Source organism: Noviherbaspirillum sp., from assembly GCF_036563305.1.
In the GTDB taxonomy this organism is placed as follows: domain Bacteria; phylum Pseudomonadota; class Gammaproteobacteria; order Burkholderiales; family Burkholderiaceae_D; genus Noviherbaspirillum.
Genome location: NZ_DATCMQ010000011.1, coordinates 1 through 22,987, shown reverse-complemented (window position 1 = coordinate 22,987; position 22,987 = coordinate 1). Strand labels below are relative to the sequence as shown.

Here is a 22,987-nt window from a genome sequence, read left to right as displayed (position 1 = left end):
CCATGGAGAGCATACAGGCGCGCAGGGAGAATCATGAAGGGCAGGATTGCAGTTTTGCTAAGCGCGGTCGCGGCCTTGTTGTCCGTGCCCGCAGGTGCGGAGAATAATGCAGCAGCAGCGGCTTCCGCACAAGCAGCGCCGCCGGTCCACGCCGCCGCCGGCGCCGGCATCCCCGCCCGCGGCGCGCTCTACCGGATTCGCCATCACGGCCAGACCAGCTACCTGTTCGGCACCATCCATGTCGGCACGCCCGCCTTCTTCCCTCTCGAAGCTCAAGTCACCCATGCCCTGGCGCAGGCCAGCAAGCTGGTCCTCGAGATCGACATCCGCGACGGCGCCCTGTTTCAGGCGGCACTGGACAAGCACGGCGTATATGCTGCGGGCGACGACGTCAGCCGCCACCTGAGCACCCCGGTCCTCGCGCAACTGCAGCAGGCGCTGCAGCGCGCCGGCCTTGCATGGGAGACGATGCGCCGCTTCAAGCCCTGGCTGCTGGCCAACCTGCTGCTCGGCCTCGACCTTGAGCGCAGCGGCTACCAGCGCGCGCGAGGCGTCGAGATGTTCCTGCTGTCGGTCGCCGACGTGCAGACAAAGTCGGTGCATGAACTGGAATCGGCTGAATACCAGATGTCGCTCTTCGACGGCATGGACGATGCGATGCAGGAGCAGTACCTGCGCGAGCAGCTGGCCGAACTGGAAGACGGCAAGGCAATGAAGAAGGCAAAGGCCCTGATCGCGGCGTGGGCCACCGGGAACGGTGACGAGATTGAGGGGATCGTACGGGACGCGCTCGGCGACGGATCGGTGTCGTCATCGTTCACCTACAAGGTGCTGCTGCAGAAGCGGAATCCGGAGATGGCGGACAAGATCGTGCGGCTGCTGGAACGGCGGGAAAGCGCGTTCGTGGGGGTGGGGTTGCTGCATCTTGTTGGGGAGGGGGGAGTGCCGGCGTTGTTGCGGGAGAGGGGCGTGGAGGTGGAGAAGGTTTATTGAGAGGGTGTTGGGATTTTCCGCTTGGTCCACCGTGGTTCGCGGCTGTCCTCTGCTCTCTGCTCGTACCTCCTACCTCGCACCTCGCACCTCGCACCTCGCACCTCGCACCATCTTCTCTTCGGTGCCCCGATGCTGTGGCCACTCCGTGGGGGCTAGCCGGGACTGGCCCCCACGGAGTAGCAACAGCGCAGGAGCACCGAAGAACCGCACGACAAGCAAAAGCCGCTATCGCGATGAATCGCTTGCGCCAACTGTCTCCCGCCGCAAGGATGTCGAAGATTGAAATTCGTGGCAGTTGCGCTGGCAGCGCCGCGTGAACGCAGCCCAAGAAAAAAGAGGGGTCCCGCGGATTCATTTCCCGCGGGACCCCTCTCCTTTCCGGGCGTCCGAAGGGGCGAAGCCCCGAGGCCGCAATCGTCGGCCGGGGCGAGACTCAGTGCGACCGGATCATCGTCCCGAACGCCTGCTCCGTCAGCACCTCCAGCAACAGCGAATGCTCGATCCGCCCGTCGATGATGTGCACCGTATTGACTCCCGACTTCGCCGCATCGAGCGCCGAGGAGATCTTCGGCAGCATCCCGCCGGAGATCGTCCCGTCGGCGAACATCTCGTCGATCTCGCGCGCGGTGAGGTCGGTGAGCAGGTTGCCCTTCTTGTCCTGCACGCCCGCGATGTTGGTCATCATGATCAGCTTCTCGGCCTTCAGGATCTCCGCGATCTTGCCGGCGACGACGTCGGCGTTGATGTTGTAGGCCTGGCCGTCTTCGCCGAAACCGATCGGCGAGATGATCGGGATGAAGGCATCGTCCTGCAACGCCTTGACGACCGCCGGGTTGATGGCGTCGATGTCGCCGACGAAACCGATGTCGAGGAACTGGCCGGGGTTGTCCTTGTCCGGCATCTGCATCTTGCGCGCGCGGATCAGCCCGCCATCCTTGCCGGTCAGGCCGACGGCCTGGCCGCCGTAGTGGTTGATCAGCATGACGATGTCCTGCTGCACCTCGCCGCCGAGGACCCACTCGACCACTTCCATCGTCTCTTCGTCGGTGACGCGCATGCCCTGGATGAAGGTACCCTGCTTGCCGATCTTCTTCAGCGCATTGTCGATTTGCGGGCCGCCGCCGTGCACCACGACCGGGTTCATCCCGACCAGCTTGAGCAGGATCACGTCGCGCGCGAAGCCGTGCTTGAGCCTCTCCTCGGTCATCGCATTGCCGCCGTACTTGACGACGATGGTCTTGCCATGGAACTTGCGGATGTAGGGCAGCGCCTCGGCCAGGATTTCCGCTTTGATCTGCGGGGATACCGCACTCAGGTCGGCGGTGGGAGCGGCGGGGTTGGTCATGGTGGATCCTGAAAAAGAACTTCGCGATTTTACAGGCAAAGCCCGCCGTCGTTGCAGGCCCTGCCGCTGAATTCCCGCTGCGGTAGACTAGCCGCACCAGGGCATTTGCCCAAATGACAATCCACCCGCATGAACAGCGCCCTCCTGCATCGCGACCTCGAATCCCTGCGCCCCGCCCTGGTGCGCTTTGCCCTGCTGCAGCTGAGGAATCCGAGCACCGCCGAGGACGTCGTGCAGGACACGCTGGTGGCGGTGCTGGAGAAGCCGGACAGCTACGCGGGACGATCCTCGTTACGGACCTATGTCACCGGGATCCTCAAGCACAAGATCATCGACAGCCTGCGCAGCCGGCAGCGCGAGGTGCCGTTGGCGCCGGCCGACGGCGAGAGCGACGACGACTTCATCGACGCGCTGTTCCGGCCGGACGGGCATGTGATCGACATGCCGCGGCAATGGGGCGACCCGGATGCCACGCTGGAGCAGAAGGACTTCTTCCGCGTGATGGAGATCTGCCTGGAACGCCTGCCGCCGCGCATGGCACGCATCTTCATCATGCGCGAGTGGCTGGAACTCGACACCGACGAAATCTGCCGCGAACTCGGCATCAGCGCTGCCAACGCCTGGGTCATCCTGTACCGCGCCCGGGTGCAGCTGCGCGAGTGCCTCGACCTGAACTGGTTCGGGAGACGCCCATGAGCCTGGGAACAACCTGCAAGGAAACTCATCGGCTGGCCTCGGAGGGCATGGACCGCAGCCTCACCTTCGGCGAGCGCGCCCGCATGCGCGTCCACCTCCTGGGCTGCGAAGCCTGCCGCAACTTCGAGGGCCAGCTGCGGCTGCTGCGCGAGGCGATGCGCAGGATGACCCCGGGCGACGACGAGGACGCCCGATGAGCACATGCGAGCGCTGCGGCGCGCATTTCGAATGCGGCATGGCCGACGGCGCCCGCGGCCCTTGCTGGTGCACCGGACTACCGGCACTGCCGCCGGCCGCCTATGTGCGGCAACAGGACGGGGAGGCCCGTTGTTTCTGCCCCGCCTGCCTGCAAACGCTACTCGACATGCAGGCGGACACCTGCCGTCCCGACAAGTAGGCGATGGCATGCAGCCGCTCGTCGGCAGAATAAAATATTTTCCATAAGGAAAATAAACAAATTAAATTTCCCCAAACCCCTCTTATGATCAATTTGCATCCGTGCATCCACCGGGAGGGAAAAATGAACCGCATGACATCCATCGCTTGCAGCCTCGCTGCGATCATCCTTCTCGGCGCGTGCAGCCGCGAGGTCACCGTCAAGATCGGGGTCGCCGCGCCGATGTCCGGGCCGCTGGCGCAATACGGCAAGGACATCGCCAACGGCGCGCAGGTGGCCGTCGACGAACTCAACGCCGACCGCTTCTACATTGACGGCAAGCGCGCCCGCTTCGAGCTGGCGATCGAGGATGACAAGGCGTCGCCGGAAGAAGGCGTTGCCGTTGCCAAGCGCCTGGCGGGCGCCGGCGTTTCCGCCGTATTCGGCCATTTCAATTCAGGCGTCTCGATCGCGGCGGCGCCGGTGTATGCCGCCGCCGGCATTCCGCAGCTGTCGGTCTCGACCAATCCGAAGTACACGCGCATGGGCCTGAAGACGACCTTCCGCATCACGGCCGACGATATCCAGCAGGGCGCGGCGCTCGCCAACCTGATCCGCGACAAGCTGCGCAGCAAGACCCTGTACATCGTCGACGACCGCACCACCTTCGGTACCGGCATCGCGGACGAGGTCGAACGCGGCGTCCAGTCGAAGATGCTGCAGGCAACCCGGCTGGGACTGGACGCCAAGGGCGCCGATTTCACCGACGTTGCGAAGAAGATCGCGGCATCCAGCGCCGACACGGTGTTCTTCGGCGGCGACGAAGCGGCCGGCATGCCGCTGCTGGTCGCCCTGCGCGCAGCCGGCTCGGAAGCGAAGTTCGTGGTGGCGGACGCCATGTGCGACAACTCGACGGTTCGCAAGGCGAAGGGCAGCGCGGACAACAACTACTACTGCACCATCGCCGGCGTGCCTTCTTCCTGGCTGTCTGCGGGCATCGCATTCTCCGAGATGTACAAGGCCAAGTTCGGCAAGCCGGGCGCCTACTCCGCGCTGTCCTACGACGGCATCCACGTACTGGCACAGGCGATGCAGGAAGGCCGTTCAACCAGTCCGCAGACCTTCCTGCCGACACTGACCAAGGCGTCGTTCTCCGGCAAGATCCAGGGCGGTATCGAGTTCGACGAGAAGGGTGACATCAAGGACGGTACGGTCGTGATCTACCAGGTGATCGGCGGCGAGATGGTCGAGCAGCGCAACCTGCTGTAAGCCTCAGTCCTGGCAGGCGCGCTGCTGCTGCTGCGGGAAGCCGGCCCTGAGCCGGTCCAGCGCGTCCTGCTGCGCCGGGTCCAGCTTGCGGAACTGGAACGCGAACATGCCGCTCGGCGCCATCCGCTGCCCGATGCGCGCGCTGCGCACGCCGCGCTCCGTCAGCGCCGCCAGGTGCGCCTTCGCGGCGCTCTCCTGCTTGAACACCCCGAGCGAGATGCCCCAGCGCAGCGGGGAGTTGTCGAGGATGATGAAGAAGTCCTCGACGCCGAGACGGCGCAGTTCGCCGGCCTTGCGCTCCACCGCTTCCTTGTCGGGCTGCGGCGGGATGTACACCACATGCGAACTGACCTCCTGCAACGGCCGGCGCGTCGCATGGCCGCCGAGGTCGAGCGCGGCGATCCGGGCGCCGAAGCGCTTTGCCCCGTCCGCGTCGAAGTCCCCGATCTCCGTGCACGCGAGGCGCTGGGGCGCAGGCGCCGCGGCATCCGCGTTCACCGGGACCGGCATGCCTTCCGTCCTTGCCTCCGCCCTGGTATCGGCCGCGGGCGCCGGCGCGTTACTGCGTCCGGACGCAGGCGCCGGTGACGCCGGCGGCTGTGCCGGAACCGGTGCGGGAATCGCCGGGGCCTGCGCCGGCGTGGCCGCCTTGTCCTGTCCCTCCGACGGCGCGTTGCCGGCGCCCGCCGCCGGCGCCGCCTCTGCGGGCGCAGGAGGCGGCAGCAGCCGGAGCTTGTCGGGATTGATCTGGTTGTCCATGCGCGCAGGCTCGCGTCCGCTCGGCACCAGGCTTTCGAGATAGCCGCGCTGCCAGGCGAACAGGCCGGCGTTGGCCAGCAACAGTACCGAGAAGAGGATTTTCAGCATCAGGTATCCATAGCGACTTGGTGCAGGCCCACCAGCACCAGGTTGTCCACGATGGTCGGGGTGGATGCCAGGTGCGGCGCGATCAGCCGCGCCGCGCCGCCGGACAGGATGCAACGGCGCGCGCCGTGCTTCCTGCCGTGCGCCGCCAGCGCCCGGTCGATCGCGCCGGCCTGCGCCGCCAGGCAGCCGCTGACGATGGCGGCGTCCGTGTGGTCGGCGAAGGGCTCGCTCACGTCCAGGTGTTCCGCCACCTGCGGCAACTGGGCGGTGTTCCGCGCCAGCGAACTCGCCATCAGCCCGAGTCCGGGCAGGATCATACCACCCAGGAAAAGCCCGTCCGCGGTGAGCGCATCGACCGTGGTGGCGGTGCCGCAGGTGGCGACGAGCAGCGCCTCGCCGGGAAACAGCGCATGGGCGCCAATTGCCGACGCGAAGCGGTCGCATCCGAGCTGACCGGGATTGCGGTAGCCGTTGCGCACCCCTGCCCTTCCCGGCACCGACGCAAACCATTCGAGCGGCACCGGCTGCAGGCCGAGCACCGCTTCCAGCGCCTCGCGCATCGCCTGCCCGGCCACATTCGAGACCAGCGCGTGCGTCACCTTGTGGCCCTGCCAGCCGCTGGCCAGTTCACGGACCTGCGCATGCTCGACCATGCCCGAGGCGACCCACTGCCCCAGCGCCCGGCCGCCGCCCCGCCCATCCGGCGCGAGGGCCCACTTGACCCGGGTGTTGCCGGCATCGATCAGCAGCAGCATGGCCTACTCCTTCACGCGCAGAGAGATGTCGCCGGCCATGACGGCCACGCGGCCGGCGGCCGTATCGACCAGGAAGCGGCCGACGGCGTCGACGCCCGCGGCGGCGCCCTCATGCAACACCTTGCCATCCTCCAGGATCATCACCGGCTGGCCCGTATAGGCATGCAAGGCATTCCAGCGCCCGGTGAACGGTTCCAGCCCCTGCTGCCCGAACAGGTCGAGCGTCTCCGCCAGCGTGCTCAGCAGCGCCGCCAGGAAGACATCCTGGTCCAGCGCCGCCAGCCAGGGCAGGCCCGCGACCGGCCGGCCGACCCGGGCCGATGCCTCGGCGTCCAGCCCCATGTTGATGCCAATGCCGATCACTGCCCAGCTGCCGCTGCCGGCGGCGGCGGATTCGATCAGGATGCCGGCCAGCTTGCGCCCCTGCAGCAAAACGTCGTTCGGCCACTTCAGCCGCACCTCGGCGCCGAACACGGCGAGCGTTTCCGCCAGCGCGACGCCGACGGCCAGCGGCAGACCGACCAGCCCGTGCAGCGGCCGCGCGAATTTCCAGGCAAGCGAGAACGTCAGGGACTTCCCGGCTTGCGACTGCCATTCGCGGCCGGCGCGGCCGCGTCCTGCCGTCTGGTGTTTCGCCAGCAGGAACATCGGGCCGGCCAGGCCGGGCAGCGCCGCCATCAGGTCGGCATTGGTGGAGCCGGTTTCTTCAATGACCCTGACGGTCACGTCCTGGGCCGCCGGGCGGCACAGGGCGACGACGCGGTCCGGGTCCGGGGCGGGTGCGATCATCATGCCGGCATTGTAGCGGCGTCGCGCAGGGGTCGCCATGCCTGCAAGCAAGCCCGCACGCTTGCATGCGCCAATCCGCTGAGTTGTGTCATGGCGGCATGCATGCCCGGCGCCAAATTCTCCCTTACACTAACTGGATGCCAGAACTACAAGTACCCGTCCTCAGCTTCGACAGGGAGAAGCAGACTGCGGCGGCGACAGGCGCGTGGCAGGTCCATGCGCTCGCCCGACGCGGCGTCATGCGCAAGATCCAGGACCAGCTTGCCACCGCCCGCAATGCCACTGCGTGGGACCTGAACGGCCTCGCCGCGCTCGATCACATCGGCGCCCAGCTCCTCTGGAATGCCTGGGGCCGGTCCCGGCCGCACGCGCTGGCGGTCGCACCCGCACATGAAGCGGTGTTCCGCCGCCTGGAGGAGGCCGGCAACCTTCAGCTCCCCCCGCCCGGTCCCGGCCGGTTCACGCCGGGCGCGCTGCACGACCGGCTGAGAGCGCTGGCGAGCCACCTTTCCGGCTTCATCGGCCTGCTCGGCCAGCTCACGCTGGATCTGGCGGCGTTCGCCATGCGGCCCGGCCGCGGCCCCTGGAAGGAAATCTCCGCCAACGTGTTCCACGTCGGCTACCGCGCGCTCGGCATCACGGCGCTGGTCGGATTCCTGATCGGGGTGGTGCTGTCCTACCTGTCCGCACAGCAGCTGCATACCTTCGGCGGCGACATCTACCTGGTGAACATCCTCGGCATGAGCGTCATCCGCGAACTCGGCCCGCTGCTGGCGGCGATCCTCGTGGCTGGGCGCTCCGGCTCCGCGATCACCGCCCAGCTCGGCGTGATGCGGGTGACCGAGGAACTCGACGCGATGCTGGTGATGGGCATGCCGCACGGCTTCCGGCTGATCATGCCGCGCGTGCTGGCGCTGGCGCTGTCGATGCCGTTGCTGGTCGTGTGGACGGATGCGGTGGCGCTGCTGGGCGGTATGGCCGCCGCCAAGCTGGAACTCGGGCTCTCGGCCAGCTATTTCCTGCGCGAGCTGCCGGACGCGGTACCGGTGGCCAACTACTGGATCGGCATCGGCAAGGGCATCGTTTTCGGCATCCTGATCGCGCTGGTCGCCTGCCATTTCGGCCTGCGCGTAAAGCCGGATACCGAGAGCCTGGGGCAAGGCACGACACTGTCGGTAGTCACGGCCATCACCGTCGTGATCGTGGCCGACGCGGTGTTTGCGATCCTGTTCAAGGGCGTGGGCTTCTACTGATGGCAGCCCCGATCGTTGAAATCGACAAGCTGTGGACGCGCTTTGGCGACGTGGTGGTGCACCAGGACCTGGACCTGGTGGTGCGGCAGGGCGAAATCCTTTCCCTGGTCGGCGGGTCGGGCTCCGGCAAGACGACCTTGCTGAGGCAGATGCTGGGTCTGGAACATCCGTCCCGCGGCAGCGTGAAAGTGTTCGGTGAGGACCTCAACCAGCTGGTCGGCCATCGGCGCCGCCAGCTGCGGGCGCGCTGGGGCATGCTGTTCCAGCAGGGCGCCCTGTTCTCGGCGCTGACCGCCTTCGACAACGTTGCGCAGCCGATGCGCGAGCTGCGGGTGCTGCCGGAAGCGCTGATCCGCGACGCCGCGCTGCTGAAGCTGGACATGGTGGGCATCACGCCGCGCGACGCGCTGAAGATGCCGGCCGATCTGTCCGGGGGGATGATCAAGCGCGTCGCGCTGGCGCGCGCCCTGGCGCTGGAGCCCGAACTGCTGTTCCTGGACGAGCCGACTGCCGGGCTCGATCCCGACCTCTCGGACAGTTTCGTCGCGCTGATCGACGCCCTGCACCGGCAGCTGAAGCTGACCGTCGTGATGGTCACGCACGACCTCGACACCCTGTTCGCGCTGTCCACGCGGATCGCGGTGCTGGCGGAGAAGCGGGTGGTCGCTGTCGACGCGCCGCAGCGCATCGTCGCCCTGCAGCATCCGTTCGTCGAACGTTTCTTCCTCGGGGGACGCGGCCTGCGCGCGCTCGAGGTGCTGCGCGAAAAGAACCTGGAAAAAGATCATGGAAAATAAATCACACGCCTTCATGGCCGGACTGTTCACCATCGTGCTGCTGGCGGCGGCGGTGGTCGCCGGCCTCTGGTTCAACCGCGACCGGATCGAATACGTCCCCTACCAGATCGCCACCAAACAGTCGATTCCTGGCCTCAATCCGCAGGCGGCGGTACGCTACCGCGGACTCGACGTCGGCAAGGTCGACGACATCACCTTCAATCCTGGCGAAGTCGGCCAGATCCTGGTGCACATCAGCGTGCGGCCGGACACGCCCATCACGCAGTCGACCTTCGCCACCCTCGGCTACCAGGGCGTGACGGGCATCGCCTATATCCAGCTGGACGACGACGGCAGCAAGCCGGTCAAGCTGGAGAGCGCACCGGAGCGCATTGCCCGCATCGAGATGCGGCCGAGCATCTTCGACCAGTTGCAGAACCGCGGCCTGGCCATCCTGCAGCAGACCGAGGAAGTCGCCTCGCGCATCAACAACCTGCTGCAGCCGGCCAACCAGGAAAAGATCCTGGCCGCGTTCGACAGCATCGGAAGCGCCGCCAGCCAGCTGGAGGCGATCCCGCGCCAGCTCCAGCCGACGCTTTCGCGCATGCCGGCACTCACCGCACAGGCGCAGCAGACGCTGGGCTCGCTCAACACGCTGTCGCGCGACGCCAGCGGCCTGCTGAACAACCTGGACCGGCTGTCCACCAACCTGCAGCAGCCGGACGGCCCGATCGCGACCATCAGCAACACGGCAGAGCGCGTCGGCGCGGTCGCCGAACGGCTGGAGTACGAGACGCTGCCGCTCGCCACCGATGTCCGCACATCCTTGCGTTCGCTGAACCGGGCGCTGGACAACCTGAGCGAACGGCCGCAGAGCGTGCTGTTCGGCGCGCCCCGGTCGGCGCCGGGTCCGGGCGAGCCGGGATTCGATTCGAAATGAGGGAGCAACCCATGCGCAAGCGTTTGAACCCGCGCCCCCCGCTGCTGCTTGCCGCCGCACTGATCCTGCTCGGCGGCTGCGCATCGCGCGGCCCGGATACCCCCAGCCTGTACGACCTCGGCCCGCTGCAAACGCGGGCGTCCACGGCGCTGCCGGCGCTGCCGCCCCTGAGCATCGCCAGCATTGCCACGCCGAGCTGGCTCGACAGCACGCTGCTGTTCTATCGGCTCAGCTACGACAAGCCGCTGCAGCCGAGTCCCTATGCCCATGCGCGCTGGACCATGCCGCCTTCGCAGTTGCTGCTGCAGCAGCTGAAATCACGCATCAGCGGCGCCGGCGGCGTGGCGCTGGCGGCGTCGCAGGGCGCGGCCAACGTGCCCGTGCTGCGCATCGAGGCGGACGACTTCACGCAGGTGTTCGACAGCCCGTCGAGCAGTCGCGGCCGCGTCAGCCTGCGCGCCTCCGTCTTTCGCGGCCGCACGCTGCTGGCGCACAGGGCCTTCGTGCAGGAAGCGCCCGCGCCGAGCGCCGATGCCGCCGGGGGTGCCGCGGCGCTGGCCGCCGCCGGCGACGCGGCCGTCGCCGACCTGATCACCTGGCTCGGCACCCTGGACCTCAAATAGCTTGCCCGCCGCCACGCATCTGAGAGAATAGGCGGTCACCGCCAGCGGTAGCCGTACCATGCGCATGCAGCCCCACGACGACAGCCTTCAGCTCGATGCCGATACCCGCGTCCATCACGCGCAGGTCTCGACATTCGCGCGCGTCGGCCTGCTGGCGTACAGCTTCCTGATCATCTACGCCAGCCTGTACCCGTTCGCCCAATGGCAGGATATCGGGCTGCGGATGTGGGGCTTCCTGCTGCTGCCGCTTCCGCACTACTGGACGGGTTTCGACGTCGTCACGAACGTGGTCGGCTACCTGCCGTTCGGCGCGCTGGTGGTGTTCGCGCTGTATCCGACCGTGCGCGGCGGGTGGGCGGCGGCGGTCGCGCTGGCGGCCGGCATGCTGCTGTCGGGCTCGCTCGAGGCGCTGCAGACCTTCCTGCCCAACCGGGTCTCTTCCAATCTCGATTTCATCACCAACACCGCGGGCGCGGCGGCCGGGGCCTTGGCGGGCATGCTGCTGACGCCGTTCTTCCTGCAGCAGAGCCGGCTGCTGCATGTGCGCCGCAACTGGCTGGTGCCGGAGGCCGGCCGCGGCCTGATCGTGCTCGGGCTGTGGCCGCTCGCGCAGATTTACCCGCAGGGCTACCTGTTCGGCCATGGCCAGTTGATGCCCATCCTGTCCGACTGGCTTTCCGACTGGGCCGGCACCCCGATCGACCTCGCCGCGCTGCTCGCGCCCGGGCTGGGGCTGGACATCCAGGACTACTGGCTCGCCGAGATACTGATCACCGCGCTGGGCATGACCGGCGCGCTGCTGACCATGTCCTGCGTGCTGCGCAAGCAGGCCCCGACCGTGCTGCTGGTCGGTACGCTGGCGATCGCCGCCATCGCCGCCAAGGCGCTTGCCAACGCAGTCCTGTTTACGCCGGCCAACGCGCTGGCCTGGCTGACCCCCGGCGCCCGCGGCGGCCTTGCGGTCGGCGCGATGATGATGAGCGGCCTCGCGTATGCGCCTGCGGTCGCGCGGCGACGGCTCGCGATCGCCAGCCTGCTCGCCGGCCTTGCGATCATCAACCTGGTGCCGGCAAACCCGTATTTCGTCGCCACCCTGCAGGCCTGGACCCAGGGGAAATTCCTCAACTTCAACGGCGCCGCCCACTTCCTGTCCGTGTGCTGGCCGTTCATCGCGCTCTGGTTCCTCCTGCATCCGATGCACCGCCGCCACTGAAAACGCGCGGCGGGATGCGGGTGTATGATTGCCGTTCTCCGCATCGCCTCCCCAGACACCGACATGTCCGACAAGCCGTATTACCAACATCATGTCTTCTTCTGCCTGAATCATCGGGAAGAGGGTCGCCCCTGCTGCGCCGACAAGGCGGCCAAGGAAGCGCAGGAACACGCGAAGTCCCGCATCAAGCAACTCGGCCTCAGCGGCCAGGGCAAGGTGCGCATCAACAAGGCGGGCTGCCTCGACCGATGCGAGGAAGGCCCGGTGCTGGTGGTTTATCCCGAGGGCACGTGGTACACCTATGTGGACAAGGAAGACATCGACGAGATCATCGACGAGCACCTGGTCAAGGGCAGGCCGGTGGACCGGCTGAAGATATGAACGCGCAGACCCGACGCTTTTCAATCACCGGCCCGGCGGGCGTGCTGGAGTGCGCGCTCGACCTGCCGGAAGCGGCGCCCCGCGGTGTCGCGTTGGTCGCCCATCCGCATCCGCTATACGGCGGCACCATGGACAACAAGGTGGCCCAGACGCTGGCGCGCGCCTTCGTCGCGCTCGGCTATGCGACGGCACGCATGAATTTCCGCGGCGTCGGCAAGTCGGAAGGCAGTTACGATGCCGGCAATGGCGAGACGGACGACATGGCGGCGCTGCTCGCCCACATGACGCGGGAATTCGCCGGGCTGCCGGTGGCCTTCGGCGGCTTCTCATTCGGCACGGTGGTGCTGGCCCGGCTGCAGCAGCGCCTGGCGGAATCCGGCGGCGGCGCGGAACGCCTGGTTCTCGTCGGTACCGCCGCCGGAAAGTGGGAGGTGCCGCCAGTGCCTTCCAATACCATGCTGATTCATGGCGAGCATGACGAGACCATCCCGCTGGCGCACGTGCTCGACTGGGCCCGGCCGCAGGACCTCCCGGTCCTGGTGGTGCCCGGCGCCGATCATTTTTTTCACCGCAAATTGCAACACATTAAGAATTTTGTGGTCGAAAGCTGGCATCGCTAACTTTCTTGCTGGAAATGCTTGCCGGAGTGTTCAAATTGCTTCGGTCAGTCCGGCAGGCAATGCCGCGAAGCTATAATTCGTTCCTTGTTTCTCCTAGCAATCCGCTGATGCCGGCGGGATCTCACAGTACGCCCATGAAAAAAATTCTTGCTGCTTTTGCAGCCGCCGTCTTTTCGATGTCTGCCGCGTTCGCGCAGGCGCTTCCTCCCCCGACCATCGCCGCCAAGTCCTGGCTGCTGCTGGATGCGACCAGCGGCCAGCAGCTTGCCGCGCACGAGCCGGACATGCGCATCGAGCCGGCTTCGCTGGTGAAGATCATGACGGCCTACCTGAGCTTTTCCGCCATCAAGGAAAAGCGCCTCGACCTGAACCAGATGGTCAATGTCTCGGTACGCGCATGGAAGGTCGACGCGAGCAGCTCGAAGATGTTCATCGACCCGGCCACCCCGGTCTCGGTCAACGACCTGCTGTATGGGCTGATCGTCCAGTCCGGCAATGATGCGGCGGTCGCGCTGGCGGAAGCCGTCGCCGGCACCGAGGATGCCTTCGTCGTCCTGATGAATCGCGAGGCCGAGCGCATGGGCATGAAGAACACCCGTTTCGCCAACGCCCATGGCCTGCCCAGCCCGGACAACTATTCGACCGCGCGCGACCTGGCCATCCTGGCGACGCGCATGGTCAACGACCATCCGAACTTCTACAAGATCTACTCCACCAAGGAGTTCACCTACAACAAGATCAAGCAGCCCAACCGCAACCGCCTGCTGTGGCTGGACCCGACGGTGGACGGCATGAAGACCGGCCATACCGCTGCCGCCGGCTACTGCCTGATCTCCACCGCGAAGCGCCCGAACGGCGGCAGCGACCGCCGGCTGGTGTCGGTGGTGCTCGGCACCGTGTCCGACCAGGTCCGCGCGCAGGAAAGCCAGCGCCTGCTGAACTGGGGCTTCCAGAACTTCGACACCGTGAAGCTGTACGCAAAGGGCCAGCCAGTGGCCACCCCGGATGTCTGGAAGGGTTCGCAGAACCAGGTCAAGATCGGCTTCACCCATGACGTGTTCGTCACCGTACCGAAGGGCGTCGCCGACAAGATGAAGCCGGTGCTGGAGCGCACCGATCCGCTGGTGGCGCCGGTCGCCCAGAACAGCAAGGTCGGCACGCTGAAGATGGTCGTCGACGGCAAGCCGCTGGCCGAGCTGCCGGTGGTCGCACTGGAACAGGTCAACCAGGCCAGCATCTTCGGTCGCGCCTGGGACTCCGTCCGTCTCTGGATGCAGTAATCACCCTGCGCATGATGCCGGATGCGCCGCGCGCACCGGCAAGAACGGCGGCACTGCAACGCAGGCCGCCGTTTTTGTTTGCCCGCATACTTTTTTTGCATGAGGAGGGCCGGCCGGCTGTGCAAGAATGAAGCATCACTTCACGAAAGGCCCACCCAATGCAAGACCCCCTGGTTTACCTCAACGGCGCGATGACGCCGCTGTCCGAGGCAAGGATTCCAGTGCTCGATCGCGGCTTCATCTTCGGCGACGGCGTCTATGAAGTCGTGCCGATGTATGCACGAAAGTTATTCCGTGCGCGTCAGCACATCGCCCGTCTGTTCCGCAGCCTGAACAAGATCGGCATCCCCAATCCGCACGCCGAGGAGGAATGGCTGCGCCTGGTGGACCAGGTGGCCGCCGCCCATCCGGCCGACGACCAGCTGGTGTACCTGCAGGTGACGCGCGGCGTCGCCAGGCGCGGACATGCATTTCCGAAGGAAGTGACGCCGACCGTGTTCATCATGACGAACCCGTTCTCCCCGCCGTCGCCCCAGGCGGTAACGAACGGCGTCCCCTGCGTCACGATGGACGACAAGCGCTGGCTGCACTGCGACATCAAGTCGACTTCCCTGCTGGGCAATGTGCTGGCGGCGCAATTCGCCGTCGAACATGACGCCACCGAGGTCATCCAGTTTCGCGGCGACTGGCTGAGCGAGGGCTCGGCGTCGAATGTCTGGATCGCGAGGAACGGCGAGCTGTATGCGCCCCCGCGGGACGCCATGATCCTGGAAGGCATCCGCTACGGCTTCATCGAGGAACTGTGCGCCGCCGGCGGCATTCCCTTCGCCTCGCGCCCGATCACCCGGGAGGAAGTGATGCAGGCCGACGAGGTGCTGCTGTCCTCGGCCAGCAAGGAAATCCTCGCCGTGGCGAGCATCGACGGCCGCCCGGTCGGCGACGGCCGCCCAGGCCCGGTCTTCCGCAAGCTGCACGCGGCTTATCAGGAAGCCAAGAAGGCGTAAAATGCCGGCATTGCGCCTTCCGGCGCGTGCACTTGCAGCGGCGCGGCGCCGCCTTCCCGGCGCCCGACCGCCACTTCACATCATGGCCACTCCCACCGATACCCTCATCGAATACCCGAGCGACTTCCCGATCAAGATCATGGGCGTCATGCAGGACGGCTTCGCCGAAACCATGGTCGAGGTCGTCACCCGCCATGATCCTGATTTCCACGCCGGAAAGATGGAAATGCGCCCTTCGTCAAAGGGCACCTACCTGTCGCTGACGGTCACCGTCGTCGCTACCAGCCGCGAACAGCTCGACAACCTCTACCGGGAACTGAGCTCGCATCCGATGGTGAAGGTGGTGCTGTAGGCGGCGACCGGCTGGGCTTGCCCGTCAGCGCCGGCCGTCGCGCTGCCGTTGCCGGCTGCCCGTTCCCGCAGGCTCAGTCCTGCTGGCGAAAGGTGGCGTCCCCATAGGGGGCCGCCCTGAACTCCGGCAGCATTTCGGCGCGGGCGGAATAGGCGGCGAGCACCGGGAATTCCGCGGCGGGCACGAGTTCAGGCAGCATCTGCTGGGTGAAGTGCCAGGACACCGCGGTACTCAGGCCCGCCTGGCTCATGGCCGCACTGGAATCCGCCAGCGGCGTGCGTGCGACTGCGCTCTCCAGTTCGCGGTAGGCGGCAAGCAACTGCCCGGTCACCCGGTCCACCCAGGGCTGATGCAGCTTCTCGCTCGGACGCAGGCTGCGCTCGTAGACGATCTGCACCGCTTTCTCGCACCCCGCAAGCGCCAGGCCGATGACGCGCAGGTCGGCCTGCAGCGCCGCCACGGAGGACGGCAGCAGCGAGCGCGGCCGCGCCATCGCCTCGGCATACTGCAGGATCAGCGTCGAGTCCAGCAGCACCGTGCCATCGTCGCAAACCAGGGTCGGCGCCTTCACCACCGGGTTGATCCTGCCGAACGCGTCGAAGCTGCGGAAGACCGACAGCGACTCGTGCTCGAAGCGCAGGCCGAGCAGTTGCAGCGAAATCGCGACGCGGCGGACAAACGGGGAATCGAGCATGCCGATGAGCTTCATGGTGCGGACTTCCTTTCGGTTGGAAACGGTGCGGGGAGCGGCGCGCGACGCACAGGCCGCTCGTCCGCATCTTCCCATACCGCGGGGCGTTCCTGAAAGGGGGCGGCTTGCGACGGGCAAGGGCGGTCCGCGGCGCGCAGGGCGTGCGGCGCAATGGCGGCCACTTCACGCCCGGACGCATCAGCCCGGAATCTCCGCCTCCACCAGACTCGCCAGCAGCAGGAGCGATTCCTGCCATCCGAGATAACAGGCCTCGACCGGGATCATGGACGGGATATTCTCCTGCTCGATGTGCAGCACCGTACCGACCGCGGTCGTCGTCAGGACGACGGTGGTCACCATCTCGCCAGGGAGCTGAGGGTCGTCGAACTGGCTGGTATAGCGCAAGCGTTCGCCCGGGACCAGTTCCAGGTAGGTGCCGCCGAAAGCATGGGTGTGGCCGGTCGTGAAGTTGGTGAACGACATCCGCCAGTTGCCGCCGACCTCGGCATCCATCTGGTACACCTTGCCGGTGAAGCCATGCGGCGGCAGCCACTTGGCCATCGCGCCAGGGTCGAGGAAGGCCCGATAGATGCGCTCGGCAGAGGCGCGGAGGACGCGGTGAAGGCGGACAGTATTGCTGGCGCTCATGGTGATCTCCCGATGACAGAGGAAGTCCCTCTGGCCCTGCGACGAACGGCGGCGCCCGGAATCGACATGGGCAGGCGTAGCGGCGGCCACGCTGCCATCCGCCCCTCCCCTACAACGCCGGCAACGCCTCCAGTTCCTTCAGCAACCAGCTGCGGAAGGCCTGCACCTGCGGCTTCTGCAGCGCCTGCGGCGGGCAGACGAGGAAATAGGAATCCGGACACCGTACCGTCACGTCGAACAGCCGCACCAGCTCGCCGGAGGCAATCTCTGTCATGGCGATGGCGTGCCGGGCGAGCGCAATGCCATGCCCCTCCGCTGCCGCCCGCACCAGCATCGACGAGTCCTGGAAAACCAGGCCGCCGGTCGGCTCCAAAGCGTCGAGGCCGGCCGCGCGGAACCACGGCGTCCAGGGCTCCATTTCGCACCGGAGCAGCGTGCTTCCCGCAAGCTCCTGCGGCGTGCGCGGCAGCCTGCCGCCGTTGTAGCGGGGGCTGGCCACCGGGTAGTAATGGTCGTCCATGATCTTCTCGGTGGCCAGGCCGGGATAGTTGCCCTTGCCGAAGCGGACGCCGATGTCGACCGACTCGCGCACGAAGTCGGTCAGCGCGCCGCTCGACTGCAGCATCACCTCCAGGTCCGGATGCTGCTCGATGAAGCGGCCGAGGCGGGGCGACAGCCAGCGTGCGGCGAAGGATGGCAGCGCGGTGACGGTGAGCTTCTTGCCGCGGGCGTCGACGCGCAGCGCGTCGGCAGCGCCGGCGATCTCGGCGAGCGCGCGCCGCAGGGTCTCCGCGAAGCGCTCGCCGTCCGGCGTGACGCTGATGCGCTTGCCGTTGCGGACAAACAGGGTGACGCCAAGCTCCTCTTCCAGCGCCCGGACCTGATGGCTGATGGCGCCGTGCGTGACGTGGATTTCCTCGGCGGCGCGCGAGAAATTGCCATGGCGGGCGGCTGCTTCAAACGCGCGCAGCGCAGCCAGATTGGGCAGTCGCCGGAAGTCTGACATGTGAGCATCCCTAACAAGAGAAGCAAAAATATATCGTTTAGCCATCCCGATGGCAAGCACTAGAATGACATCGTGCTTCAGGAAAAAGCCTGCTTCTGCAACCCGCAGCAGCGCGCCGGGGCACTGATAGGAGCATACGACCATGAGAGGCCTGTTCACAAACCAGATGCTATCACTCCAGGCCGGAGAAGTGATCTCCGGCACCGCCACCCGCGCCGAGACCCTGCGTGTCAGGAGCGGCCAGGTATGGATCACGGTCGAGGGCATCAGTCATGATTATTTCCTGCATGCGGGTGACTGCTTCACTGCCGTTCCCGGCCGCCTGACCGTGTTGCAGGCGGAACAGGACGCCGGCGTCGAGCATCGCCGCGGCGGCCCGCTGCAGAAGCTGCGTGGCGCAGCCCCGGTGTTGCGCCGCCTTGCCCGGGTGCTGACGCCAGCCCCGGTTGCACCGGCGCTGCTGCAACGGGCGCGCGGCTGCAGTGACGCCGGCTGCTGAGTCGGCACCGACGGGAACGGCGATGCACTCTGGCTGTCATCTCGCGCAGGTCAATATTGCCCGCATGCGCGGGGCGATCGGCGACCCGGTGATGGCCGCCTTCGTCGAACGGCTCGACCGCATCAATGCCCTGGCCGAGTCCAGTCCCGGTTTCGTCTGGCGGCTGAAGTCGGACGGCACCGGGGCCAACGATGCCACCGCGCTCCAGGCGTATGATGACGAGCGCGTCATCGTGAACCTGTCGGTGTGGCGGTCGCCCGCCGACCTGAAGGAATTCGTGTACCGCGGCGCCCACGCAGGCACGATGAAGCGACGCAGGGAATGGTTCGAGCGTCTCGACCAGGCCTGGACCGCGATGTGGTGGATTCGGCCGGACCACCGGCCGACGATCGCCGAGGCGAAGGAGCGGCTGAAGTACCTGCAGCTGCACGGGCCGAGCGAATTCTCGTTCGGCTTCGGATCGCTGTTTCCCGCACCCGGCGCGAAGCTGGCGGCGGCCGAAGTACAGACAGATTGAACAGACCGACAAACAGGGAGCGACTTTGAAAATCATCCGCAGCCGTGAATTCACCGCGGCACGCGCCTGGGGCGCATTGGATATCGCCAGCATGAACGGGATCACGACCCGGCTGCACTGGACCGACCAGCCGTACAAGTGGCACGTGAACGACGGCGAGGAAGTCTTCGCGGTGCTCGACGGCACGGTCGACATGCACTACCGCGAGGACGGGGCCGAGAAGGTGGCCAGGCTGGCGACCGGCGACGTGTTCTTCGCCGGCATCGGATGCGAACATGTGGCGCACCCGCAAGGCGCGGCACGCATCCTGGTGATCGAGAAGGAGGGCAGCGTCTGATGCCGCACCTCACCCTCGAATACACGGCAAACCTGGATGGCTTCGATCCCCTGCCGATCCTGCGCAGCCTGAACCGCGCCCTTGCCGCGACCGGTGAGTTCACGGAAGTCGACATCAAGGCGCGCGCCCGCGCGCTGCACGACTTCGTCATCGGCACGGTGGAGGCGCAGCGCGGCTTCGTGCATGCGCAGCTCGCGATCCTGAGCGGCCGCGACGCCGACACCAAGAAGAAGGTCGCCGGCCTGATGCTGGAAGTGCTGCAGTCGGCCTGCCCGCGGGTGGCCGGCCTGTCGGTCCAGCTGTGCGCCGAAATCGTCGAGATCGACCGGCCGAGCTACGCGAAGTCAGTCGTCCAGGACGACTGAACGCCCCGCTCCCCCGCCGCCCTCAGGCACGACGGTAGTTCAGCACGACCAGTGCCAGCGCGCCCGCGACCAGGCCCCAGAATGCCGAGCCGACCCCGAACAGCGTGACGCCGGACGCGGTGACCAGGAAGGTCACCAGCGCCGGCTCGCGCTCGCGTTCGTTGGCCAGCGCCGCTGCCAGCCCGTTGCCGATCGTACCGAACAGCGCCAGCCCGGCGATCACCAGCACCAGCTCCTTGGGGAACGCCGCAAACAAGGCGCCCACGGTCGCCCCAAACAGCCCCACCAGCAGGTAGAAAAAACCGGCCGCCACTGCCGCGACGTAGCGGCGCGCCGGATCCTCGTGCGCCTCCCGTCCCATGCAGATGGCAGCGGTGATGGCCGCAAGGTTCAGGGCATAGCCGCCGAAGGGCGCCAGCAGCAGGTTTGCCACGCCGGTCCAGCCGACCACCGGCGACACCGGCACGCTGTATCCGGAGGCGCGGATCACCGCGACGCCGGGCACGTTCTGCGATGCCATGGTCACGATGAACAGCGGCAGCGCGACGCCGACCATGGCCGACAGCGACAGGTGCGGCGTGACGAACACCGGCTGTGCAAATTCCAGCCGCACGTCACCGAGATGCAGCAGGCCCTGTGCCGCCGCGATGGCGACGCCCAGCCCCAGCGTGGCGATCACGGCATAACGGGGAAACAGCCGGCGGCCGGCGAGATAGACGACAAACATGGCGAAGGCCAGCAGGAACTGGGTCCGCATCGCGACGAAGGCATCCATGCCGAAACGCAGCAGAACACCTGCCAGCATGCCGGAGGCGATCGACACCGGGATGCGGTTGATCGCGCGCTCGAACCAGCCGGAAAAGCCGCACAGCGCGATCAGCGCCGCGGACACCAGGAACGCCGCCGTCGCCTCGCCGAGCGTTACGCCCGCGGCGCCAGTGATCAGCATCGCGGCGCCCGGCGTCGACCATGCGGTCACCACCGGCACCCGGTAGCGCAGCGACAGCAGGATGCAGGTGAGGCCCATGCCAAGCCCGAGCGCGCCCATCCAGGACCCGATCTCGGCCGGCCCTGCGCCGAGTGCGGCCGCGGCCTGGAACACGATGACGGCGGAACTGGTGAAGCCGACCAGCACGGTGACAAAACCGGCTGCCAGCGCGGAGAGCGAAAAATCCCTGACGATGGACATGCGTGCGATCCCTGGAAACGGAGGCGCACATTGTTGCATGAATGGCCCGGCTTGCGCCGCGCAGAGCGTCCGCCACTGCGCACGCGCCGCCTGCGGCTGCGCTCAGGCAGTGACTTCGCCGCTCAGGCTCACGACGAACCGGTCGCGGATCGCAGCGGCATCCAGGCCAAGCGCAAGCAGATGGTGCAGCTTCGCATAGGTCGCCTCGAAGGTCATGTCGGCCGCGCCGGCCACGCCCGCCGCCCCCATGCCGGCACCGGCCGCATAGGTGCCGATCGCGACCCGCCCGTGCGGCGACTGGCTGCAGGCGACGACCGCCGTGCCGTCCGCCGAGGCGCGGGCGAGCAGATCGAGCAAGACCGGATCACGGTCCGGCGCATTGCCGGCGCCATAGCACTCGAGGATCAGCGCGTCCGGGCGCAGCGCGAGCAATGCCTGCAGGGCCGCCAGCGGCATCCCGGGCACGAAACGCAGGGAAAGCACCATGCCGGGATAGGCGGCAGGCAGCGCAAAGGCCTCGCGCGCCGGCCGCGGCAACAGGGCGCCACGATTGAACATCATGTCGATGCCTGCTTCCGCCAGCCAAGGGTAGTTCGGACTGTCGAAGGCGGCCATGCGCGCGGCGCTGGCCTTGGTGCTGCGGTTGCCCCGCAGCAGTCGGGTATCGAAGAACAGCGCGACTTCATTGATGTCGTCCGACGCTGCCAGCGTGAGGGCGCCGACCAGGTTGCGGGCGGCATCGGAACGTGCTGCATCGAGCGGAATCTGCGAACCCGTGACGATCACGGGCTTGCGCAATCCCTGCAGCATGAACGACAGCGCGGCCGCCGTGTAGGCCATGGTGTCGGTCCCGTGCAGCACGACGAAGCCGTCGTACTCGTGGTAGCGGGCCGCGATGTCGCTGCCGATACGAAGCCAGTCGGCCGGCGTGGCGTTGGAGCTGTCGATCGGATCGGCGTAGGCGTGGAGGGTGTAGCGCGGCAGCCGTTCGCCCTGCCCGTCGAGGAGCGTGGCCAGCGCCGCGTCAAAGTTGTCCATCGGCGCATAGCCCCGCGCCGTCTTTGTCATGCCGACGGTGCCGCCGGCGTAGATCAGGGCGATGTGTCTGCGGCTAATGGCGCGCTGTATCCCTTGCTTGTCATTGGTTGGACAGTTCCGCCAGGCGCAGCGCGACCAGATCGGTGACGTCCACCACATTCTTGCCGGTCTCCTGCAGTGGTATCAGCGGCAGTTCGGTGCAGGCCAGCAGCACGGTATCGGCCTCGATGCCGTCGAGCAGTGCGCGGAACCGCGACTGCAATTCGCCGCTGTCGCCGCCCTGCGCCTTCACCGCATAGATCAGGGCATGCAAGGCAGCCGCCTGCGCCGGTCGCGGCAGCTCGACCTCGACCTCGGAAGCCAGCTTGCGGTAGTGCGACCACGGGCCGAGATCGGTCACCGGCCGCGCGCCCAGCAAGGCGACGCGGCCCACGCCACGGTCGCGGAGATGGTCGAGCACGACGTCGGCGAAGGAAACGAACCGCGCAGGCAGGCCGAGCGCCTCGATCTGCGGCTGGTAGTGGTTCAGCGTGTTGCAGGCGATGGCAAAGTAGTCGGTGCGCTGCGCGATGTCGGTGGCGCAGGCACGCAGGCATTCCCATACCGGCCCGTCGTTGCGGTCGAGCTCCATAGACAGTCCCAGCGCCGGCTCGGAGATGATGGTGACCGCGGGCGCGTCGAGATCGCCCCTGAATGCGCTGCCGTGCAGGCGCCGGTTGGCGCGCAGGAGCTTGTTCCAGAGATCGATGCCCGCCTCCGGGCCGGAGCCGGCAATGATGCCGATGCGCTTTCTGTTCGGAGCCTGCATGGGGCGGCGCGGCAGCGAGGCCGGCGTATGGATTCGGAAAAGAAAACGCGGCCGGCGCGATGCCGGCCGCGTCGGTACTGCTGTTACTTCACGACAGCCACTTGCTCACGCTTGCCACCCTTGTAGGTGTACAGGGTCAGCGTGCCGTTCTTGATGTCGCCCTTGGCATCGAACACGATGTTGCCGGTCACGCCCTTGTAGTTGATCTTGGCCAGCTCGGGCAGGTACTTCTTCGGATCGCTGGAATCGGCCTTCTTCATTGCTTCGGCCATCACCATGACCGCGTCGTACACGTACGGTGCGTAGATCTGGACGTCGGCGTTGAACTTCTTCTTGAATGCTGCGCGGAAGTCTTCC

Annotated in this window: 30 protein-coding genes; 19 read left to right on the top strand and 11 right to left on the bottom strand. The window is 66.9% G+C overall.

The genetic code is table 11. The annotated features are described in order from the left end of the window. Positions 1-33 precede the first annotated feature (33 nt). On the top strand, positions 34-993 hold the full coding sequence (locus VIM12_RS08085; protein ID WP_331941105.1) for a TraB/GumN family protein: 960 nt from the start codon (positions 34-36) through the stop codon (positions 991-993). 433 nt (positions 994-1,426) lie between these two features. On the opposite strand, the gene argB is transcribed toward VIM12_RS08085, so the two are convergent. Then, positions 1,427-2,338: an acetylglutamate kinase gene (argB, locus tag VIM12_RS08080; protein ID WP_331941104.1), complete on the bottom strand. Its 912-nt coding sequence runs from the start codon at positions 2,336-2,338 to the stop codon at positions 1,427-1,429. 129 nt (positions 2,339-2,467) lie between these two features. Here argB and VIM12_RS08075 point away from each other — a divergent pair, with 129 nt between their 5' ends. The 4 genes from VIM12_RS08075 (at position 2,468) to VIM12_RS08060 (ending at position 4,679) form a co-directional block, all read left to right on the top strand. Continuing rightward, positions 2,468-3,034, top strand: a complete 567-nt coding sequence (locus VIM12_RS08075; protein ID WP_331941103.1) for a sigma-70 family RNA polymerase sigma factor — start codon at positions 2,468-2,470, stop codon at positions 3,032-3,034. Then, positions 3,031-3,231, top strand: a complete 201-nt coding sequence (locus tag VIM12_RS08070) for a zf-HC2 domain-containing protein (protein WP_331941102.1) — start codon at positions 3,031-3,033, stop codon at positions 3,229-3,231. Before VIM12_RS08075 ends, VIM12_RS08070 begins: the two co-directional genes overlap by 4 nt. Beyond that, complete coding sequence (locus tag VIM12_RS08065; protein ID WP_331941101.1) at positions 3,228-3,431, top strand: cysteine-rich CWC family protein; 204 nt, start codon at positions 3,228-3,230, stop codon at positions 3,429-3,431. Before VIM12_RS08070 ends, VIM12_RS08065 begins: the two co-directional genes overlap by 4 nt. A gap of 123 nt (positions 3,432-3,554) precedes the next feature. After that, the gene (locus tag VIM12_RS08060; RefSeq protein WP_331941100.1) at positions 3,555-4,679 is read left to right on the top strand and encodes a branched-chain amino acid ABC transporter substrate-binding protein; all 1,125 of its coding nucleotides are present in this window, start codon (positions 3,555-3,557) and stop codon (positions 4,677-4,679) included. Positions 4,680-4,682: 3 nt separating this feature from the next. Here VIM12_RS08060 and VIM12_RS08055 read toward each other — a convergent pair whose 3' ends face one another. The 3 genes from VIM12_RS08055 to VIM12_RS08045 are packed head-to-tail and all read right to left on the bottom strand — an operon-like array spanning position 4,683 to position 7,093. Continuing rightward, on the bottom strand, positions 4,683-5,546 hold the full coding sequence (locus VIM12_RS08055) for an SPOR domain-containing protein (protein WP_331941099.1): 864 nt from the start codon (positions 5,544-5,546) through the stop codon (positions 4,683-4,685). Then, complete coding sequence (locus tag VIM12_RS08050) at positions 5,546-6,301, bottom strand: type III pantothenate kinase (protein ID WP_331941098.1); 756 nt, start codon at positions 6,299-6,301, stop codon at positions 5,546-5,548. The genes VIM12_RS08055 and VIM12_RS08050 overlap by 1 nt, the downstream gene beginning before the upstream one ends. Positions 6,302-6,304: 3 nt before the next feature. Further along, positions 6,305-7,093, bottom strand: coding sequence for a biotin--[acetyl-CoA-carboxylase] ligase (locus VIM12_RS08045; RefSeq protein WP_331941097.1), 789 nt, complete (start codon positions 7,091-7,093; stop codon positions 6,305-6,307). Between the two features lie 134 nt (positions 7,094-7,227). On the opposite strand from VIM12_RS08045, the gene VIM12_RS08040 reads away from it, so the two are divergent. From VIM12_RS08040 to VIM12_RS07995, 10 genes are all read left to right on the top strand, one after another. Further along, the gene (locus tag VIM12_RS08040) at positions 7,228-8,343 is read left to right on the top strand and encodes an ABC transporter permease (RefSeq protein ID WP_331941096.1); all 1,116 of its coding nucleotides are present in this window, start codon (positions 7,228-7,230) and stop codon (positions 8,341-8,343) included. Then, positions 8,343-9,140 carry an ABC transporter ATP-binding protein gene (locus tag VIM12_RS08035; protein ID WP_331941095.1) on the top strand — a complete coding sequence of 266 codons (798 nt, stop codon included), beginning with the start codon at positions 8,343-8,345 and terminating at the stop codon, positions 9,138-9,140. The genes VIM12_RS08040 and VIM12_RS08035 overlap by 1 nt, the downstream gene beginning before the upstream one ends. Beyond that, on the top strand, positions 9,130-10,059 hold the full coding sequence (locus VIM12_RS08030; protein WP_331941094.1) for an MlaD family protein: 930 nt from the start codon (positions 9,130-9,132) through the stop codon (positions 10,057-10,059). Before VIM12_RS08035 ends, VIM12_RS08030 begins: the two co-directional genes overlap by 11 nt. Positions 10,060-10,070: 11 nt before the next feature. Next, positions 10,071-10,682 carry an ABC-type transport auxiliary lipoprotein family protein gene (locus VIM12_RS08025; RefSeq protein WP_331941093.1) on the top strand — a complete coding sequence of 204 codons (612 nt, stop codon included), beginning with the start codon at positions 10,071-10,073 and terminating at the stop codon, positions 10,680-10,682. A 58-nt stretch (positions 10,683-10,740) separates the two neighbouring features. Next, positions 10,741-11,895 (top strand): VanZ family protein, encoded by a 1,155-nt coding sequence (locus VIM12_RS08020; RefSeq protein ID WP_331941092.1) that lies wholly within the window; start codon positions 10,741-10,743, stop codon positions 11,893-11,895. A gap of 24 nt (positions 11,896-11,919) precedes the next feature. Further along, complete coding sequence (locus VIM12_RS08015; protein ID WP_331941091.1) at positions 11,920-12,276, top strand: (2Fe-2S) ferredoxin domain-containing protein; 357 nt, start codon at positions 11,920-11,922, stop codon at positions 12,274-12,276. Further along, a complete protein-coding gene (locus VIM12_RS08010; protein ID WP_331941090.1) occupies positions 12,273-12,896 on the top strand; it encodes an alpha/beta hydrolase in 624 nt (207 codons plus the stop codon). The genes VIM12_RS08015 and VIM12_RS08010 overlap by 4 nt, the downstream gene beginning before the upstream one ends. Positions 12,897-13,030: 134 nt before the next feature. Further along, positions 13,031-14,176 (top strand): D-alanyl-D-alanine carboxypeptidase family protein, encoded by a 1,146-nt coding sequence (locus VIM12_RS08005; protein ID WP_331941089.1) that lies wholly within the window; start codon positions 13,031-13,033, stop codon positions 14,174-14,176. 158 nt (positions 14,177-14,334) lie between these two features. Continuing rightward, positions 14,335-15,180 (top strand): D-amino acid aminotransferase, encoded by an 846-nt coding sequence (locus VIM12_RS08000; protein WP_331941088.1) that lies wholly within the window; start codon positions 14,335-14,337, stop codon positions 15,178-15,180. An 82-nt stretch (positions 15,181-15,262) separates the two neighbouring features. Continuing rightward, positions 15,263-15,532, top strand: a complete 270-nt coding sequence (locus VIM12_RS07995) for an HP0495 family protein (protein WP_331941087.1) — start codon at positions 15,263-15,265, stop codon at positions 15,530-15,532. A 73-nt stretch (positions 15,533-15,605) separates the two neighbouring features. On the opposite strand, the gene VIM12_RS07990 is transcribed toward VIM12_RS07995, so the two are convergent. The 3 genes from VIM12_RS07990 to gcvA form a co-directional block, all read right to left on the bottom strand. Then, entirely contained in the window at positions 15,606-16,241 is a 636-nt protein-coding gene (locus tag VIM12_RS07990; protein WP_331941086.1) for a glutathione S-transferase, read from the bottom strand. A 180-nt stretch (positions 16,242-16,421) separates the two neighbouring features. After that, entirely contained in the window at positions 16,422-16,871 is a 450-nt protein-coding gene (locus tag VIM12_RS07985) for an SRPBCC family protein (protein ID WP_331941085.1), read from the bottom strand. A gap of 109 nt (positions 16,872-16,980) precedes the next feature. Then, a complete protein-coding gene (gcvA, locus tag VIM12_RS07980; protein ID WP_331941084.1) occupies positions 16,981-17,877 on the bottom strand; it encodes a transcriptional regulator GcvA in 897 nt (298 codons plus the stop codon). Between the two features lie 166 nt (positions 17,878-18,043). Between gcvA and VIM12_RS07975 the strand changes: the two genes are divergently transcribed. The 4 genes from VIM12_RS07975 to VIM12_RS07960 are packed head-to-tail and all read left to right on the top strand — an operon-like array spanning position 18,044 to position 19,595. Then, the gene (locus VIM12_RS07975) at positions 18,044-18,376 is read left to right on the top strand and encodes a DUF2917 domain-containing protein (RefSeq protein ID WP_331941083.1); all 333 of its coding nucleotides are present in this window, start codon (positions 18,044-18,046) and stop codon (positions 18,374-18,376) included. Positions 18,377-18,398: 22 nt separating this feature from the next. Further along, positions 18,399-18,893 carry a DUF3291 domain-containing protein gene (locus tag VIM12_RS07970; RefSeq protein ID WP_331941082.1) on the top strand — a complete coding sequence of 165 codons (495 nt, stop codon included), beginning with the start codon at positions 18,399-18,401 and terminating at the stop codon, positions 18,891-18,893. A 25-nt stretch (positions 18,894-18,918) separates the two neighbouring features. Beyond that, positions 18,919-19,230: a cupin gene (locus VIM12_RS07965; protein WP_331941081.1), complete on the top strand. Its 312-nt coding sequence runs from the start codon at positions 18,919-18,921 to the stop codon at positions 19,228-19,230. Continuing rightward, positions 19,230-19,595: a 5-carboxymethyl-2-hydroxymuconate Delta-isomerase gene (locus VIM12_RS07960; RefSeq protein WP_331941080.1), complete on the top strand. Its 366-nt coding sequence runs from the start codon at positions 19,230-19,232 to the stop codon at positions 19,593-19,595. The genes VIM12_RS07965 and VIM12_RS07960 overlap by 1 nt, the downstream gene beginning before the upstream one ends. A gap of 22 nt (positions 19,596-19,617) precedes the next feature. On the opposite strand, the gene VIM12_RS07955 is transcribed toward VIM12_RS07960, so the two are convergent. From VIM12_RS07955 to VIM12_RS07940, 4 genes are all read right to left on the bottom strand, one after another. After that, complete coding sequence (locus tag VIM12_RS07955) at positions 19,618-20,784, bottom strand: benzoate/H(+) symporter BenE family transporter (protein ID WP_331941079.1); 1,167 nt, start codon at positions 20,782-20,784, stop codon at positions 19,618-19,620. A 102-nt stretch (positions 20,785-20,886) separates the two neighbouring features. Next, positions 20,887-21,981 (bottom strand): asparaginase domain-containing protein, encoded by a 1,095-nt coding sequence (locus VIM12_RS07950; protein ID WP_331941078.1) that lies wholly within the window; start codon positions 21,979-21,981, stop codon positions 20,887-20,889. Next, positions 21,923-22,630: an aspartate/glutamate racemase family protein gene (locus tag VIM12_RS07945; protein WP_331941077.1), complete on the bottom strand. Its 708-nt coding sequence runs from the start codon at positions 22,628-22,630 to the stop codon at positions 21,923-21,925. The genes VIM12_RS07950 and VIM12_RS07945 overlap by 59 nt, the downstream gene beginning before the upstream one ends. A gap of 83 nt (positions 22,631-22,713) precedes the next feature. After that, positions 22,714-22,987, bottom strand: a 274-nt coding sequence (locus VIM12_RS07940; RefSeq protein WP_331941076.1) for an ABC transporter substrate-binding protein, incomplete at its 5' end; no start/stop codon positions are given.

Bases quoted from the DNA above. Each gene is read 5' to 3' on its own strand.
- VIM12_RS08075 (WP_331941103.1), top strand. From the start codon at position 2,468: ATGAACAGCGCCCTCCTGCATCGCGACCTCGAATCCCTGCGCCCCGCC.
- VIM12_RS07990 (WP_331941086.1), bottom strand. From the start codon at position 16,241: ATGAAGCTCATCGGCATGCTCGATTCCCCGTTTGTCCGCCGCGTCGCG.
- VIM12_RS08055 (WP_331941099.1), bottom strand. From the start codon at position 5,546: ATGCTGAAAATCCTCTTCTCGGTACTGTTGCTGGCCAACGCCGGCCTG.
- VIM12_RS08065 (WP_331941101.1), top strand. From the start codon at position 3,228: ATGAGCACATGCGAGCGCTGCGGCGCGCATTTCGAATGCGGCATGGCC.
- VIM12_RS07995 (WP_331941087.1), top strand. From the start codon at position 15,263: ATGGCCACTCCCACCGATACCCTCATCGAATACCCGAGCGACTTCCCG.
- VIM12_RS08030 (WP_331941094.1), top strand. From the start codon at position 9,130: ATGGAAAATAAATCACACGCCTTCATGGCCGGACTGTTCACCATCGTG.
- VIM12_RS07985 (WP_331941085.1), bottom strand. From the start codon at position 16,871: ATGAGCGCCAGCAATACTGTCCGCCTTCACCGCGTCCTCCGCGCCTCT.
- VIM12_RS07955 (WP_331941079.1), bottom strand. From the start codon at position 20,784: ATGTCCATCGTCAGGGATTTTTCGCTCTCCGCGCTGGCAGCCGGTTTT.
- VIM12_RS08015 (WP_331941091.1), top strand. From the start codon at position 11,920: ATGATTGCCGTTCTCCGCATCGCCTCCCCAGACACCGACATGTCCGAC.
- VIM12_RS07950 (WP_331941078.1), bottom strand. From the start codon at position 21,981: ATGTGGTGGACGTCACCGATCTGGTCGCGCTGCGCCTGGCGGAACTGT.
- VIM12_RS07975 (WP_331941083.1), top strand. From the start codon at position 18,044: ATGCTATCACTCCAGGCCGGAGAAGTGATCTCCGGCACCGCCACCCGC.
- VIM12_RS08010 (WP_331941090.1), top strand. From the start codon at position 12,273: ATGAACGCGCAGACCCGACGCTTTTCAATCACCGGCCCGGCGGGCGTG.
- VIM12_RS07970 (WP_331941082.1), top strand. From the start codon at position 18,399: ATGCACTCTGGCTGTCATCTCGCGCAGGTCAATATTGCCCGCATGCGC.
- argB (WP_331941104.1), bottom strand. From the start codon at position 2,338: ATGACCAACCCCGCCGCTCCCACCGCCGACCTGAGTGCGGTATCCCCG.
- VIM12_RS07960 (WP_331941080.1), top strand. From the start codon at position 19,230: ATGCCGCACCTCACCCTCGAATACACGGCAAACCTGGATGGCTTCGAT.
- VIM12_RS07945 (WP_331941077.1), bottom strand. From the start codon at position 22,630: ATGCAGGCTCCGAACAGAAAGCGCATCGGCATCATTGCCGGCTCCGGC.
- gcvA (WP_331941084.1), bottom strand. From the start codon at position 17,877: ATGTCAGACTTCCGGCGACTGCCCAATCTGGCTGCGCTGCGCGCGTTT.
- VIM12_RS08020 (WP_331941092.1), top strand. From the start codon at position 10,741: ATGCGCATGCAGCCCCACGACGACAGCCTTCAGCTCGATGCCGATACC.
- VIM12_RS08000 (WP_331941088.1), top strand. From the start codon at position 14,335: ATGCAAGACCCCCTGGTTTACCTCAACGGCGCGATGACGCCGCTGTCC.
- VIM12_RS08025 (WP_331941093.1), top strand. From the start codon at position 10,071: ATGCGCAAGCGTTTGAACCCGCGCCCCCCGCTGCTGCTTGCCGCCGCA.
- VIM12_RS08050 (WP_331941098.1), bottom strand. From the start codon at position 6,301: ATGCTGCTGCTGATCGATGCCGGCAACACCCGGGTCAAGTGGGCCCTC.
- VIM12_RS08005 (WP_331941089.1), top strand. From the start codon at position 13,031: ATGAAAAAAATTCTTGCTGCTTTTGCAGCCGCCGTCTTTTCGATGTCT.
- VIM12_RS08070 (WP_331941102.1), top strand. From the start codon at position 3,031: ATGAGCCTGGGAACAACCTGCAAGGAAACTCATCGGCTGGCCTCGGAG.
- VIM12_RS08060 (WP_331941100.1), top strand. From the start codon at position 3,555: ATGAACCGCATGACATCCATCGCTTGCAGCCTCGCTGCGATCATCCTT.
- VIM12_RS08085 (WP_331941105.1), top strand. From the start codon at position 34: ATGAAGGGCAGGATTGCAGTTTTGCTAAGCGCGGTCGCGGCCTTGTTG.
- VIM12_RS08045 (WP_331941097.1), bottom strand. From the start codon at position 7,093: ATGATGATCGCACCCGCCCCGGACCCGGACCGCGTCGTCGCCCTGTGC.
- VIM12_RS08035 (WP_331941095.1), top strand. From the start codon at position 8,343: ATGGCAGCCCCGATCGTTGAAATCGACAAGCTGTGGACGCGCTTTGGC.
- VIM12_RS08040 (WP_331941096.1), top strand. From the start codon at position 7,228: ATGCCAGAACTACAAGTACCCGTCCTCAGCTTCGACAGGGAGAAGCAG.